General features: G+C 34.5%; 19 protein-coding genes and 1 tRNA gene. All 20 read right to left on the bottom strand.

What is annotated here, in order from left to right; all coding sequences use genetic code 11:
- Positions 1–60: 60 nt before the first annotated feature.
- The 20 genes from BEN26_RS08765 to BEN26_RS08670 all read right to left on the bottom strand — a co-directional run bounded on the left by BEN26_RS08765 (position 61) and on the right by BEN26_RS08670 (position 15,223).
- Complete coding sequence (locus tag BEN26_RS08765) at positions 61–528, bottom strand: hypothetical protein (RefSeq protein WP_069798138.1); 468 nt, start codon at positions 526–528, stop codon at positions 61–63.
- Between the two features lie 9 nt (positions 529–537).
- Positions 538–1,122: an RNA polymerase sigma factor gene (locus BEN26_RS08760; RefSeq protein WP_069798136.1), complete on the bottom strand. Its 585-nt coding sequence runs from the start codon at positions 1,120–1,122 to the stop codon at positions 538–540.
- Positions 1,123–1,228: 106 nt separating this feature from the next.
- Positions 1,229–2,521 (bottom strand): 3-phosphoshikimate 1-carboxyvinyltransferase, encoded by a 1,293-nt coding sequence (aroA, locus tag BEN26_RS08755; protein ID WP_069798134.1) that lies wholly within the window; start codon positions 2,519–2,521, stop codon positions 1,229–1,231.
- 28 nt (positions 2,522–2,549) lie between these two features.
- A complete protein-coding gene (gene hisC / locus BEN26_RS08750; protein WP_069798132.1) occupies positions 2,550–3,629 on the bottom strand; it encodes a histidinol-phosphate transaminase in 1,080 nt (359 codons plus the stop codon).
- Between the two features lie 78 nt (positions 3,630–3,707).
- Complete coding sequence (aroB, locus tag BEN26_RS08745) at positions 3,708–4,790, bottom strand: 3-dehydroquinate synthase (RefSeq protein WP_069798130.1); 1,083 nt, start codon at positions 4,788–4,790, stop codon at positions 3,708–3,710.
- A 1-nt stretch (position 4,791) separates the two neighbouring features.
- Entirely contained in the window at positions 4,792–5,964 is a 1,173-nt protein-coding gene (gene aroC / locus BEN26_RS08740) for a chorismate synthase (protein WP_069798128.1), read from the bottom strand.
- Positions 5,965–6,113: 149 nt separating this feature from the next.
- A complete protein-coding gene (locus BEN26_RS08735) occupies positions 6,114–6,257 on the bottom strand; it encodes a hypothetical protein (protein WP_181482252.1) in 144 nt (47 codons plus the stop codon).
- Positions 6,258–6,325: 68 nt separating this feature from the next.
- A complete protein-coding gene (locus tag BEN26_RS08730) occupies positions 6,326–6,631 on the bottom strand; it encodes a hypothetical protein (RefSeq protein ID WP_069798126.1) in 306 nt (101 codons plus the stop codon).
- A 49-nt stretch (positions 6,632–6,680) separates the two neighbouring features.
- Entirely contained in the window at positions 6,681–7,463 is a 783-nt protein-coding gene (locus BEN26_RS08725; RefSeq protein WP_069798124.1) for a CheR family methyltransferase, read from the bottom strand.
- A 160-nt stretch (positions 7,464–7,623) separates the two neighbouring features.
- Positions 7,624–8,067: a nucleoside-diphosphate kinase gene (gene ndk / locus BEN26_RS08720; RefSeq protein ID WP_069798122.1), complete on the bottom strand. Its 444-nt coding sequence runs from the start codon at positions 8,065–8,067 to the stop codon at positions 7,624–7,626.
- 134 nt (positions 8,068–8,201) lie between these two features.
- Positions 8,202–9,167, bottom strand: a complete 966-nt coding sequence (gene hepT / locus BEN26_RS08715; RefSeq protein WP_069798120.1) for a heptaprenyl diphosphate synthase component II — start codon at positions 9,165–9,167, stop codon at positions 8,202–8,204.
- Positions 9,168–9,237: 70 nt separating this feature from the next.
- Complete coding sequence (locus tag BEN26_RS08710; protein ID WP_304650437.1) at positions 9,238–9,972, bottom strand: demethylmenaquinone methyltransferase; 735 nt, start codon at positions 9,970–9,972, stop codon at positions 9,238–9,240.
- Positions 9,973–10,003: 31 nt separating this feature from the next.
- Positions 10,004–10,807, bottom strand: coding sequence for a heptaprenyl diphosphate synthase component 1 (locus BEN26_RS08705; protein ID WP_069798118.1), 804 nt, complete (start codon positions 10,805–10,807; stop codon positions 10,004–10,006).
- Between the two features lie 100 nt (positions 10,808–10,907).
- Positions 10,908–11,423 (bottom strand): hypothetical protein, encoded by a 516-nt coding sequence (locus tag BEN26_RS08700; RefSeq protein WP_069798116.1) that lies wholly within the window; start codon positions 11,421–11,423, stop codon positions 10,908–10,910.
- A 73-nt stretch (positions 11,424–11,496) separates the two neighbouring features.
- Entirely contained in the window at positions 11,497–11,718 is a 222-nt protein-coding gene (gene mtrB / locus BEN26_RS08695) for a trp RNA-binding attenuation protein MtrB (RefSeq protein WP_068724391.1), read from the bottom strand.
- 95 nt (positions 11,719–11,813) lie between these two features.
- Positions 11,814–11,890: transfer RNA gene (locus BEN26_RS08690), tRNA-Pro, on the bottom strand.
- 82 nt (positions 11,891–11,972) lie between these two features.
- Positions 11,973–12,536, bottom strand: a complete 564-nt coding sequence (gene folE / locus BEN26_RS08685) for a GTP cyclohydrolase I FolE (RefSeq protein WP_068724393.1) — start codon at positions 12,534–12,536, stop codon at positions 11,973–11,975.
- A gap of 116 nt (positions 12,537–12,652) precedes the next feature.
- On the bottom strand, positions 12,653–12,925 hold the full coding sequence (locus BEN26_RS08680; protein ID WP_068724395.1) for an HU family DNA-binding protein: 273 nt from the start codon (positions 12,923–12,925) through the stop codon (positions 12,653–12,655).
- A gap of 211 nt (positions 12,926–13,136) precedes the next feature.
- A complete protein-coding gene (gene spoIVA / locus BEN26_RS08675; RefSeq protein WP_069798114.1) occupies positions 13,137–14,615 on the bottom strand; it encodes a stage IV sporulation protein A in 1,479 nt (492 codons plus the stop codon).
- 257 nt (positions 14,616–14,872) lie between these two features.
- On the bottom strand, positions 14,873–15,223 hold the full coding sequence (locus BEN26_RS08670; protein WP_069798112.1) for a 2Fe-2S iron-sulfur cluster-binding protein: 351 nt from the start codon (positions 15,221–15,223) through the stop codon (positions 14,873–14,875).
- Positions 15,224–15,230: the final 7 nt, after the last annotated feature.

The following is a 15,230-nucleotide window of genomic DNA, read 5'->3' as shown; positions in this document are numbered from 1 at the left end:
TCCTTAATATTGCTTAATATTGGATTGTTACACTCATCATATATAAAAAACCACACTTCTTCAAGTGTGGTTAGAGTTCTTATCTTCATTTGAGATCCAATTCATCAATAAAGTGATCATCGATAAACCCAAAATAATGATTACAAGAAAAAGTTGTAATTTTGTTTGATCATTTTCATGTGGATGATAAAGCTTTGGTTCACCTATACTTGCTACCATTCCTTCTTGGATTTCAGAAAAACCTAGGTTAGTAAAGGATTTAGCGAAGTCGGTTGATTTTATAATCGATATAAATGAATCATTCGGTGCAGATGGGGTATACGTATTAGGGCTAGGTTTTAAAAATAGAAAACTAAGAACAACCCCAATAAGGAAAACAATAGCAATCAAAGAACCAATGTTTATCGTGCTCTTATGATTGGTAATAGGCTGTTCATGAACCGGGACAGCCCATCTATTTTCATTGATAATCCTTTCCATCACTTTCCTTGATAGATCACTTTTTTCAATTGGTTGGATCCTATCCATGTTATCCTTTCATCCCTTCATATCAGACCATTGATGTTCATTATGTACGTAAGTCTCTAATTGGGATTTAATACTTCCCCTTGCTCTAAATAATAATGATTTTACCGAGCTAACAGTCGAATTTAAAATTTGAGCAATTTCTTTATAATCCATTTGCTCATATTCTCTTAGAATGAGAGCTGATCTTTGCTTTTCAGGTAAACAGTTGATCGCTTCTCTTACTTTTTGTACGCTTTCATTCCTTAATAACTCTTGTTCTGGTAATAAATTAAGTGAAACTTGAGAAGTTTGTACTGTTTCATCCAAAAACAACTCTGAATGTTTAGATTTTCTAATTTCACTTAATGTGGTATTTCTAGCAATCGTATATAACCAAGTAGAAAAAGTTGCCTCTTCATCTCTAAATGTATCTAAACTCTTAAATGCTTTGTAGAAGGTTTCTTGGCATATATCCTCTGCATAGGCCTCCATTCGATACGTTCGAAGTAATTGCAGGATAAAAGCTTGTATTTTCTTTTCATATCTTTGAATCAAGATGGAATACAGCTCAATTTGACCATCTTTTATCTCCCGGATTACCTGAGAATCTGTCATCCCAAGAATCCCCCCTTTAAAGTTTCCACTCTCATACTATATGTTTATCTCTTATTTTTAGAATAGCTTTAAATAAATTGATTCGTCAATAGATTTCTTCATATATTCACTTAATTGTTGATATTTGGCGCAAATGTTCAAAAAACTGGGGATAAGAAATATTAACGGCTTCTGCCTGCTGAATAATAATAGGCTCCTTTGCAATCAACCCAGCTATAGCCATTGCCATTCCGATCCGATGATCACCATGGGTAGATACCTGACCTCCTTGTATCCTTTGCTTACCCTCGATAACAAACCCATCTGTTAACTCTTCTACTTTGACCCCTACTTGGCGCAATTCATTGGCAATGGTGGAAATTCGATCACTTTCTTTAACCCTTAACTCTTCTGCATTCGTTACTTTTGTTATCCCTTCTGCTTGTGTTGCAACAACCGCAAATAAAGGTAATTCATCAATAATTTTTGGAATCCAATCCCCCGAGATGGTTATTCCCTGTAGATTACTAGATTTAACAAGAATATCACCTACAGATTCATTTCCTTCATAGTGTAAATTTAATATTTCTATTTGGCCATTCATTTGTTGCATTGCTTGTAGAAAACCAATTCTTGTCGGATTTAATCCGATATTCTTTATTCTTAATAAACTATTTGGAACTAAAAGAGCGGCAGCTATAAAAAAAGCTGCAGAAGAAAAATCACCGGGTATATTTACTTCTTGGCCTTCTAATCTTGGACTTGGCCAAATGGTCACTTCTTGGTTTGCTTTTTCTAATTTTGCTCCAAACTGAAGCAACATATTTTCACTGTGATCTCTAGATTGAAATGGCTCGATCACTGTTGTTTTCTGATCTGCAAATAATCCAGCAAATAGAATTGCTGATTTTACTTGAGCGCTGGCTACTGGTGAATGGTAGGCGATTCCTTTTAATTTGCCGCCTCTAATAGATAGGGGCGCATATTTTCCCTCTTCCCGACCATCTATTTTGGCTCCCATTAAAGAAAGGGGTTCCTTGATCCGTTTCATCGGACGTTTTAAGATAGAGTCATCTCCAATAAGTACACTATGAAAGGGTTGCCCAGCTAAGATACCAGCAGTTAAGCGTATTGTTGTCCCAGAATTTCCTACATCAAGAACATATTTTGGCTCTTGTAATTGATTAAGACCCTTTCCCTTAATAATATATGAAGTCTCAGCAACTCTATCAATTTCCACACCTAATTGTCGAAATACCCTTATTGTGCTTAAACAATCTTCTCCATTTAAAAAACCATGAATATGGGTATTCCCAAGGGAAAGGGCACCAAGCATCACAGCTCGATGAGAAATCGACTTATCTCCAGGTACCTCAATAGACCCTTTAATCGATGTAATGGGATGAATAATCTGATTCATAAACTCCCCTGCCTATACAAATATTTTATTAAGCAAATTGTTTTAAAGTATCCACTACTTTTTCCATTTGTTCTTTTGTGCCAATGGTCACACGTATCCAACCTGGAAAGCCAAGTTTGGACCCAGCCCTAATGATAATTCCTTCTTCTAAAAGTTTCTGAAAGACTAGCTGATCATCTGTGTTCACATTTACAAGAACAAAATTGGTTTCTGATGGAAAATAAGAAAAACCAAGTTGTTGAAGTTCATCTAAAAAATATTGTTTATTTTTCTCGTTCTGTTCTTTGCAATATTGAATAAATTCCTGATCCAAAATGGCCTCTTCAGCACTTACTTGAGCAAAACGGTTGGCATTAAAAGGTTCCTTAATTCTTAATAAATCTTGAATCACCTTTAGATTTGAAATACCATAACCAATCCGAAGTGAAGCCAAACCATATATTTTGGAAAAGGTACGTAATATCATAAAATTTGGGTATTTAGATAGAAGTTGTAAAGAATCAGGGTATGTTTGATCAGTTACATATTCAGCATATGCTTCATCTAGGATGACTAGGTTATCTTTTGGTACAAAGTCGAGAAAAGAAATAAGTTCTTGCTCTGATATGATCGTTCCCGTAGGATTATTTGGGTTACAGATCCAAATTAAAGCTGTCTTTTCGGAGATTACCTCAGCCATTTTCTCTAAATCATGTCTTCCTTCTACTAAAGGGATTTCGATCACTTTTGCCCCTTCCATTAAAGCATTCGTTTTGTACATAGGAAATGTAGGGGTAGCCATGATCACCTCAGTATTTGAATTAAGATAAGCCCTTGAAAGATATTGTATGATTTCATCAGAGCCATTTCCTAAAATAATCTGTTCTGGAGCAATATGATATAAATCAGCAATTCGTTCTTTTAAATTTCTACCTGCACCATCAGGATAAATCGTGATCATCTCTAGTTCTTTCATGATCCGTTCTCGAATCCGTTTTGAGGCACCAAAAGGATTTTCATTTGATGCTAATTTCATAACATTTGTAAGACCTAATTCTTCTTGTACGTCTTCGATCGGTTTACCAGGTTGGTAGATTGGGATCTCCTTTAATTCAGGATTTAAAATCATTTCTTTCACCTCATTTCAATGTTTAATTTTATCACTTTACTATATTAAAATCTATAAATAATTGATCTTCCTTTTCTTCTATCTTTTTAATTCATTTAATGTCTCAGATATAAACTTTTGATCAATATTTTCTTCAATTTTTACCTGGCCGATGGCAATAGGCAATACCATTCGAATTTGGCCATTTTTAAATTTTTTGTCTCTCAACATAATATTCATCATTTGGTTTGTATCATATTCTTTTGGAATAGAAGTTTTACATTTAAATTTTTGAAGAAGATGTTGATAAAATGCCTCTTCTTCTTTACTTAACCATCCAAGTTTTGCAGCTAATTTGGCCGCAAAAAACATCCCAATTGCTACTGCCTCCCCATGCAGATATTGATAATTTGAAAGTGTTTCTATCACATGTCCTAATGTATGGCCAAAATTTAAGATTGCTCTAATCCCTTGTTCTTTTTCATCTTCCATTACAATATCAGCTTTAATTTTAATTCCTTGTTTAAGAGCATAGCTTACTGCCTCTTGATCAAGATGTAGGAGAGAATCTGCGTTTTTCTCCAACCAATCCACAAATTGCCGATCTGCAATCAATCCATGCTTCAATACTTCCACTAAACCAGAGCGGACTTCTCTCGTTGGTAAGGTAGTCAAAAAAGAAGTATCATATAAAACAAATTGTGGTTGATAGAAAGAACCGATTAAATTTTTTCCTAAAGCATGATTTATACCTACTTTGCCACCAACACTACTGTCGTGTGCCAGTATGGTAGTTGGACATTGAACATAACGAATTCCTCGCATGTAAATAGAGGCAACAAATCCAGCTAAATCACCAATGACTCCTCCGCCTAAAGCCAAAATGACAGAAGAACGATCTAACCCATGTTGTATAGCATAAGTGATGATCTTTTCAACTTCTCCGATGGCCTTTGAAACATCCCCTGCAGGAACCACATAAGAGATGGCATCAAATTTGTTTAATTGGTCAACCACAACTTGCAAATAAAGAGGGGCAACATTTTCATCAGAAATAATTAATATTTTCGTTTTTTGACTGATTCCAGTTTGTATTAGTAATTTAGACAACTGGTTTATGATTTTCGAACCAATGAGGACTGGATAAGCATGGTTAGTTGTTTCGATTCTAATCGTCTTCATATCAATACTTCCTTATCTGTTCTTTGTAAATTTGGTATTGATGCGTAATTTCTTCATAAGAATCTCCTGAAAATTTTTCAAAAAAGGCATTTGCCAATTCCCAAGCGATCACATGCTCGGCAACAATACTAGCTGCAGGAACGGCACAAGCATCTGAGCGCTCTATGCTTGCTGCGAAAGCTTCTTTTGTGTCGATATCAACACTTTGTAATGGCTTATATAACGTAGGAATTGGCTTCATAACGCCTCTTACAATTAAAGGTTCACCCGTAGTCATACCACCTTCAATCCCTCCAGCCCGATTCGTTGAACGATAAAAACCCTTCTCTTCTGACCATAAAATTTCATCATGAACCATAGAACCAGGTAGATTTGCTACTTTAAAACCCATTCCTATTTCTACACCTTTAAACGCTTGAATACTTAAAATGGATTGAGCTATCTTACCATCAAGCTTCAGATCCCAATGAACATGACTTCCTAATCCAATCGGTAGTCCTAAAGCAACGACTTCTACGATACCCCCGATTGAGTCCCCTATCTCTTTTGCTTCATCTATTTTCTTTATCATTAAATTACTTTCTATTTCTTCTGCGCATCTTACTTCCGATTGTTCGATCTGTTTCTGAAGTTGTTCAAAAGAACGATCTACTGATAGTTGAATAAATGTTTTAGATTGAATACCACCAATATTAACAACATGACTCATAAGAATAATACCATACGGTTTAAGTAATTGTTTCACTAATGCTCCTACTGCCACTCTAATCGCTGTTTCCCTCGCGCTTGATCTTTCTAATATATTTCTTAAATCTCTATGGTTATATTTTAAACCACCGTTTAAATCGGCATGTCCAGGTCTAGGCTTAGAAACTCTTCTCGCTGATTCATCATCCACTTGATCAACACTCATGATTTTCTTCCAATGAGAATAATCTTTATTTTCTATGACTAAAGTGATTGGGGCACCAGTTGTTTTCCCAAATCGAATCCCACTTTTGATTTGGACTTGATCATTTTCTATTTCCATTCTTCTGCCCCGACCATATCCTCCTTGTCTTTTCTTTAGAATATCATTGATTTCCTCTATCGAAATAGAGAAACCACTAGGTACTCCTTCGATAATTGCAGTTAACTGAGGTCCATGAGACTCACCAGCAGTTAAAAATCTCATTACATCTTCCCCCTGTTCAAGAAAATAATCTACCTTCTTCTTTCAATCCAGCTTAAGTTTTCTTTAAAATATATCATATCTCATTGATATTTTAAAACAGTAAAACAAAAAAAATCTGGATTAGGTGCACTAATCCAGATTCGTCAGCTTTAATGAATATATCTCATAACGTCGTATTCTAGTTGATTTGTACTTTTTTCTAAAATAGTTGGATCGATCCCTAAAATTTTTGTACATTCGTCCTTTGATAATAAACCTCGATAATAAGCTTCTATAATTGTATCCTTATCCATCTTCTGATACCCTCCAACAAAATTCTACTTAGTATCAGTATAGGATAATCAACCATTTTCTATACACATTACTTTTTTTCATTCATGACTACTCTTTGCACTAACTTATTATTTCGATAATACACATATTCGCCAGAAGAAATAGAAACAAAAGTGGTGATGACTATCATTTCCCAAGTTGTTAAGTAGTTAAATAAGCTTTCAATCACAGTCAATGACAAATACTCACCTAAAGCAACACCACTAAGCATCAGAAAAATATATGCGAAATGCTCTGATCTATTGTCAGATAACAATCTACTCTTAAATAGATAACGAATTCCTTGTCTATAGAATAGATAACTTAATCCAATCGTTATAATAAAATACAGCATCTTTGATTCTCCCTAATTCAGTTTCAATCTTCTATTAGTGTAACAAAGTTTACCTTATCTTTCTATAGAAAAATGTATCTATCGTTTCTAATTGGTATTGTGCTGGATTGAAGATTTGTTCAGTACTTCCAACAAAGAGAACTCCTCCTGGTTTTAAAGCTTGACTAAACTTTTGGTACAAGTGATTTTTCGCTTCTTCAGTAAAATAGATCATCACATTTCTACAGATAATCAGATCAAAGTTCTTGTCAAAAGGATCTGATAATAGGTTATGCTTGCGAAATTTTATTTTATTTTTTATTTCTGGTATCACGTGCAATACTTGATTTTGTTTTACAAAATATTTGTTTAGCATCTCTTTAGGCACTTCCTGTATAGACCTTTCCGTATAAATCGCTTCTGCTGCTTTTTTTAAAGCACCTTCATCCAAATCAGTCGCCAATAGTTCTACTTGAAGATGAGGAAAATGATTCGCGAGAATCATCATCAGTGTATACGGTTCTTCCCCGGTAGAACAGGCTGCACTCCAGCATTTTATTTTTCTTTGATCTGGCAATTGGTGGATCACTTTGTCTGTAAGTACCTTCCATCTGCTATAGTTACGAAAAAATCCGGTTACATTGATCGTCATTCGATCTAACATTTCAGCAAAAAGTTGTTGATCTTTCTCAAGTGCATGAAAATAGTCTACAAAATTAGCGTATCCTCGCTTCATTCTTAAAGAATTAAGCCTTCTTTTCATTTGTGCTTCTTTATATAAAGATAAATCAATACCCGTTTTTTTCTTTATTTTTTGTATAAATTGATAATAATCTTGATCTAACGCTGTCATTCTACTTCTCCTCGAATGTTCAATAATCTAATCTCTGTTTAATGATATTCTCCATTAAATAGATAAAATCCTCCATCAAGTATAAAAACATAAAAGACTACTGACTTTACAACAGTAGTCTATCAAGTAAAAAAATTGTCCAAATGCTGTGTTTTTAACTTTATATCCAGCGATTGATATCCTTATTATATGTAAGTAGTTCTTCCTCATTGAAAAATAATTGAATTTCACGTTCAGCGCTTTCTAGTGAGTCAGAACCATGAATGACATTCATACTAACATTAACTCCATAATCGCCTCTAATCGTTCCAGAAGCAGCTTCTGCAGGGTTTGTCTTCCCCATCATATTTCTCGCTACTTGTACGACATTTTTCCCTTCCCAAACCATCGCAAAAACTGGACCAGATGTTATAAAATCAACTAATTCGGGAAAGAAAGGCTTTTCTTTATGCTCTTGATAGTGTTTTTCTGCTAGTTCTGAATCGATCATCATCAATTTAGCACCTATAAGCTGAAATCCTTTCTCCTCAAATTTTGCTACGATTTTACCAATTAAAGATCTTTGCACACCATCTGGTTTAACCATTAGAAAAGTTCTTTCCATATTGATACCCCCATAAAATGTAGTAAGATGCCAACGAAATTTTAACAAATTTTTCATACTATTTCAACTATGAGAAAAATTCATTCATCAAATGATAAAAAAAACCAAAGTCGATATAACTTTGGTTTGAAAGACTAATAAGTGCGATCTCCGATAAAATCACTAATTTCTAATAAAGTTTTTCTTTCTTTAATATTAGGTAGTTCCATTAAAGCTTTTTTGGCTTTTTGAATATATGTTTGTGCTAACTCTTTTGAATAGTCAATTCCTTCAGACTTGCGAACAATGTCTACCATTTCATCCATCTGTTCTTGAAGGTGATCACTCTTTACCATCCGTTGTAGTTTTTCCTTATCCTTGGAGTAATGCAATGCATACAATGCAGGTATTGTAATATTACCTTGACGAAGGTCACTTCCAGCAGGTTTTCCAAGTTGTTCTGTTGTTCCTGTAAAATCTAAAATATCATCTACAATTTGAAAAGCCATCCCTACATTATAACCATATTGATATAGCCTTCTTACCGTTTTGAGATCTGCATTACTGGCTAGACCCCCTAATTTACAGGAAATCGCAATAAGAAGCGCAGTTTTACGTTTTATCCTTCTTAAATATTGTTTTAATGATTGGTTCCAGTTATTAAAATCTTTAATTTGTTCAATTTCTCCTTCACACATACGAACAATTGCATTTGAAAGAGTTTGGTGAATCTCAGGGTTTTCAAATTCAGTAATTAACATTAAAGCTTCGGCAAAAATATAATCACCAGTATACATCGCAATTTTATTATCCCATTGCGCTTTTACGGTTAATTTACCACGCCTTTTATCTGCATCGTCAATCACATCATCGTGGACAAGGGTGGCCATATGTATTAATTCAAGAGCAGCAGCCACTTTTTTCAGCTTATCAAAATCATATTGCCCAAAATGGCCAGATAACAACACAAAAACAGGACGAATTCTCTTTCCTCCAGCTTTTAATAAATGATTAGCAGATTGATTTAATATTCCTTGATCTGTTGTAATCGCACGAGATAATTCTTTTTCTATTTCATTTATATCTTTTTTCATTCTGTAGTAAATATCTACAAGCTTCATTCATTTCACCTTGTTTTTTAATGATAAAGAAAGGTAACTTTCTTTTCTGTTTTTTTCTATCTATTCTTATCTATCTATTTTCTTTTTTATGCCCAATATGAAGAGCAGCAATTCCGCCTGTAAGTGGATAGACTTCGACCTTTTCCATCCCTACTTTTTCAAAAATAGCAGCAAGCTCTTGTTGATCAGGAAAATTGGTTAATGATTCAGGTAACCATGCATATTGTTCATATCGATTTGCAAATAATTTACCTAACCATGGGAGTATTTTATAAAAGTAAAAAAAGTAAATTTTACGAAATATTGGCCAGTTTGGTTTAGATAATTCAAGAGAAACTACTTTACCTCCTGGCTTAATTACTCTAAGCATTTCAGATAAAACGGTTTCAATGTCTGGAACATTTCTTAAGGCAAAACCAATGGTTGCATGGTCAAATGTATCATCAGGAAAAGGTAATTTCATTGCATTCCCATTAATTAATTCAATCTGCTTGTCCAAACCTTGTTCCTGGACTTTCTTTTTTCCAATTTTTAACATATTTTTACTGAAATCAAGACCAACGATTCTCCCAGTTTTTGAAGCCTTTGCTAATGCAATCGTCCAATCAGCTGTACCGCAAGCTACGTCTAGCGCTTTATCACCTTGTTGGACTTTCATCTTCTTCATGGTGAAATTCCGCCATGCTTTATGCCGACGGAAACTAAGCAAAGTATTCATTAAGTCATATTTACTTGCAATATTTTCAAAGACGGAATGAACAAATTCCTCTTTCTTTTTTCCTCGTATAAGAACCTGTTTTTCCACTTAAAGTCCCCCTCCATTTTCTTAGAAGTTTCTAACTTCTTTCAACCATATTTATCGGCTGTTGAAGTAGATGAGAGAATTGGTCTAGAAGCAATAGTAACTCTCCTTTTACCATTCCATTCTCTATACTTTGAATCCTTTCTTCAATGTTTCTATATAGTCCTTGTAACATTTCTTCTATTTTTTCTGGGATTAAATGCTTTTGAAAAAATGGTTTATTTGCAAAATGATTCACAAATAGGTGGGGAAAATCGATTAGGGAAAAGAGTAACACAAAATCTTCAATGATTCGTTTCCATAAAATCTTATGCTCTGAAGAATTTAGTTCGTCTACAAATTGAATGTATAGATCACTCTCTTTTACTTTTATCAATTCTACTAGTTGGGTCATTGATTGGAAACCTTCCCCATTATTTTGCGTATATAATTTCATTTTTGCAATATTGATATTTCGAATTCCTTTTGCTAATTTTTTTACCCCGTCTATTAAATTATTTTTAGAAAGTAAGGAATAATATTGGCTACTGTAGTAATCGCCTGCCAAGATAGAAAGTTGTCTTCTTCTGACTTCTTTGTCATTATATTCCTTTTGATTCGTGATTGTTTCATGTATATCAAGTCCCAATTGGACTAGCCCTGTTGTTACACAATAAGATCTCCGTTTATATTGAGGAACAGAGGCAAAATAGAAAAATAAATTTAGTAATTCAAGACGAAAAATAGAGATTTTAGGTAATGTTACATATTTTTCAATAAACAAATTTTGAGAAAGTTGATTGATCTCAGCCACAATTTCTTCTATTTCTCTACGGAAAGTACTATGCGTCATTGTCATTTGATATCCCCCAGATTTTAAACTACATAAATTCACTTCCGAACACAAGTATAACATAATTATCTGATAGGTAACAGGAATTATCAATACCACTTTTTCTCTATCGGATCGCATTTCCATAATTCAAACCAAAATATTGGTCTAAGAAATCTTTATTCGACATTGATGATCCTAATTTCATTGTTCGATTATTCATAATATCTTCTTTTTTTGCTGAAGTTGCAACAAATATTTTTTCTGAGTCCTTTAGAAACACTCGTAAGAATATTTCATTAACATTATTTTTTTCAACAAATCCTTTTTGAATCAATGTAAATAAATCTAGATAAACAACTTCCGTATCAAGTACTTCATCAGAAGTTAATGTAAGATCGACGGACAATGTATTATGGTCCCAGATTACTTTTTTGATCGGTAAGTGAAGGGGAATTGAGCTAATAAAATCAACAAGATTATCATTTGAAAGCACCATGTTTTTTTGTATTTTAAAGACTGGTAAATCATAATTGATTTGAGCTATTTTGGCATTGGGGATTAAAGAAATCATAAATGCAATGATCACAGATAATGTTAAAGCTGCCACCATTCCTTTGGAAACATGTTTATATGCATGCATTGAAATACACCTCCAATACATTGTACAAAAAAAACAAGCCGGCTATTCCAGCTTGTTCGAAAAAATCATTTTTTTAATCCTCAGTTGAAATGATGCCATAAGGGGTAAAGATTTCTGCTTTCCCTCGCACTTTGACCGCAGAAGTATGTTCAGTAAATTGTGCAATCATGACTTCTCCTCGATCTAATTTCTCAAGATGGTGAAATTTGGTATCTTGCCCGCGAGTAAGCCCGATCACATTCACTCCATTTTCCTTCGCTTTAATCACAAAAAAGGAATTGTCTTGATTATTCATTTTGATCCCCACTTTTATCCAGACTATGTATATTTAATGTAAAACCACTCCATTCAATGTTCCCATTGAAGAAGTGGTTATGTATATGGAAAGAATGGTCGGAACGACAGGATTTGAACCTGCGACCTCACCCACCCCAAGGGTGCGCGCTACCGAGCTGCGCCACGTCCCGACTAAAATAGCAACATATTTTATTATATCTAATTAATTATATTTTTCAAGCCCAATTTTTATTCATCAGTTCCTTCAAGTCATTATGAACGAATTAATTGTAGAATTTCATTTCGTAATTGCGGATCTTCTTTATAAATTCCTCTAGCAGTAATTGTGACGGTTTTAGAGCCAGGCTTTTTTACTCCTCGCATCGTCATACACATATGTTCTGCTTCTATCATGACTAAAACTCCAAAAGGTTCTAATTTTTCCATGATCGCATCCGCAATCGTATCAGTCATTCTTTCTTGTAACTGAGGTCTTTTGGCAACAGCTTCAACAGCTCTAGCCAATTTACTTAAGCCAGTCACTCTTCCATCTCTTGGTATATATGCTACATGCGCAATACCAAAAAAAGGAACTAAATGATGTTCACAAGTAGAATAAAAAGGGATATCTTTGACTAATACAACTTCCTCGTGTTTTTCACTAAAAATCACATCAAAATAATCTTTGGGATCCTGTTCTAAACCAACGAAAATCTCCTCGTACATACGTGCCACTCTTGCTGGTGTTTCTAATAACCCTTCTCTTTCAGGGTCTTCACCAATGGACTTTAAAATAACTTTAACCGCTTCTTCTATTTGTTTATGATTAACGCCCATTTATCTTGCCTCCTTCTAACTCCAAAAGCAAAATTAATGTTAGCATAATTAAATATTAAAAGCAAAAAAGAAGAGTTACACAAGTGTAACTCTTCTTTACTGTATGTAACACATTATTACTTAAGTGCATCCTTCAATGCTTTACCTGGTTTGAAAGCAGGTACCTTGCTAGCGGCAATTTCAATTTCTTCCCCAGTTTGTGGGTTGCGCCCTTTACGAGCAGCACGCTCACGAACTTCAAAATTACCAAAACCAATGATTTGAACTTTGTCGTTTGTAGCAAGAGCATCAGAAATAGAAGCAAATACAGCGTCTACAGCTTTGGTAGCATCCTTTTTCGTTAACTCTGTCATTTCAGCAACTTTTGCGATTAATTCCGTTTTATTCAATGTATTCACCTCCTCCCAAGGTAAAAATCTTGTTATATCCTTGTGTTACCGTTTCTTAGAAATTTATACATGTTTCAACAAGGATTTTCCAAAATTTTTATAGACAAGCATATAGTAATATACAAACGCTGTAATTTCAAGGATTTTCTTTAGAAAGACATAAAAAAAGCACTACTATGAGTGCTTTTTGGTATTATATTCCATTTATTTGCTATAAAATAATAGCAATGAGTCCTCCTGACCCTTCATTTATAATTCTCTCTAATGTTTCTTTTAATTTATACCTCGCATTATCTGGCATCATGGAGAGTTTCGCTTGGATCCCGTCACGAACAATACTTGCTAATGATCTACCAAAGATATCGGACTCCCACATTTTTAATGGGTCATCTTCAAAATCCTGCATTAAATACCGTAATAATTCTTCACTTTGTTTTTCTGTTCCGATAATCGGTGCAAACTCGGACTCAACATCTACTTTAATCATATGAATAGATGGTGCAGTTGCTTTTAAGCGCACACCAAACCTTGAACCCTGTCTGATCAATTCTGGTTCGTCCAAAGTCATATCTTCTATAACAGGATTAGCGATACCATAACCTGTTTGTTGCACCATGGTTAAAGCTTCTGCCACTTTGTCATATTCTTTTTTCGCATGGGTAAATTCAACCATAAGTTGGAGTAAATGATCTTTTCCTTTGATTTCTACTCCAACGATCTCCATTAAAATTTGATCATAAAGCTCATCTGGAGCAAATAAATCAATTTCTGCTACCCCTTGGCCCATATTCATGTCAGCTAATATAGCATCAGCAATAAATTCATAGTTTTTAAATTGGTCTACGACAACGCGCACATCACGTAATCTACGAATATCTTTGACCGTTTCTTGAACAGACTCTTCAAAGTTCTTTCTGAGCCAATGTTCTTTATTTAAAACCATGACCCAGCTAGGTAGATTTACATTGACCTCATGCACTGGGAATTCGAATAAGACTTCACGTAATACACCAACAATATCTTCCTCTTGCATATTGGCTACACTCATTGCAAGAACAGGAATATCATATTTTTCTGCTAATTCATTTCTTAGGGAATCTACCCGTTCCGAATATGGTTCAGTGGTATTGATCACCATGACAAAGGGTTTGCCTACCTCTTTTAATTCTTCAACTACTCTTTCCTCAGCGGATACATAGGATTCCCTTGGAATTTCTGTAATCGAACCATCGGTCGTCATCACTACACCTAATGTGGAGTGATCTTGGATTACTTTTCTTGTTCCAATTTCAGCTGCTTCTTGGAAAGGAACTGGGTCTTCGAACCATGGTGTATTTACCATTCTTGGACCATTTTCGTCCTCATATCCCTTAGCGCCTTCAACAGTATAACCAACACAATCGACTAGGCGAATGTTGATGTCTAATCCTTCATCCACATGGACTTCAACCGCTTGGTTTGGTACAAATTTTGGTTCAGTTGTCATGATTGTACGTCCTGCAGCACTTTGTGGTAATTCATCCGTTGCTCTTAGTTTGTCGTTTTCATTTTGAATATTAGGAATAACTAATGATTCCATGAATTTCTTAATAAATGTTGACTTTCCTGTTCGGACGGCCCCAACAACACCTATGTATATGTCTCCACCTGTCCGTTCTGCAATATCTTTAAAGATATCAAACTTTTCCACAGTATCCCTCCTCGATTAAAATCAACACTTGTATCTCCATATCCCTTATGATATTAACCATCCCTCCCCATACAGTCATAAATCGACTCGTACCATAAAATTGGACAGTATAAATATATGAGACTTTTTTGCCAATATGACGTAAAATAAAAACTTTCATCAGTTTGCTAATAAAAAATTTTCCTTAGCAAATTCTTAATCAAATACTAAAATCTATGATGTTAAACATAAAAAAAGAACGATTTTTTATCGTTCTTTTAATCATCCCAGAAACTCTCATTCTTTTGTTTGGCCAATTGCTTTCGAATGACTGCCTTTAAAGGTTCTTCAGGAACTTCGACTTTTAATCTCTTTAGTACTTTTGTTTGACAACCTAATCTTGTTCCGGCTTTTATTAAATTTTTCCCTAATTTTTGTAACTCGCTTTTGGTGGGCTGAGATACTGCAGAGTTGTCATCTATTTTTACTTTACAGGTCAAACAAGCTCCTCTTCCACCACACTTATGCCCTAGATGAACCCCCGACTTTAAAGCTGCTTGTAATATCGTTGTACCTGGTTTCACTTCAAATTTTTTTTGATCTGGGAGAAATAGTATAGTTTCCGACAATGTTGAT

Origin of the sequence: Tepidibacillus sp. HK-1 (genome assembly GCF_001748485.2) — a bacterium.
GTDB classification, from domain to species: Bacteria; Bacillota; Bacilli; order Tepidibacillales; family Tepidibacillaceae; genus Tepidibacillus_B; species Tepidibacillus_B infernus.
The sequence above is the reverse complement of the archived record's forward strand: the minus strand, read 5'-3'. Positions and strand labels throughout refer to the sequence as shown.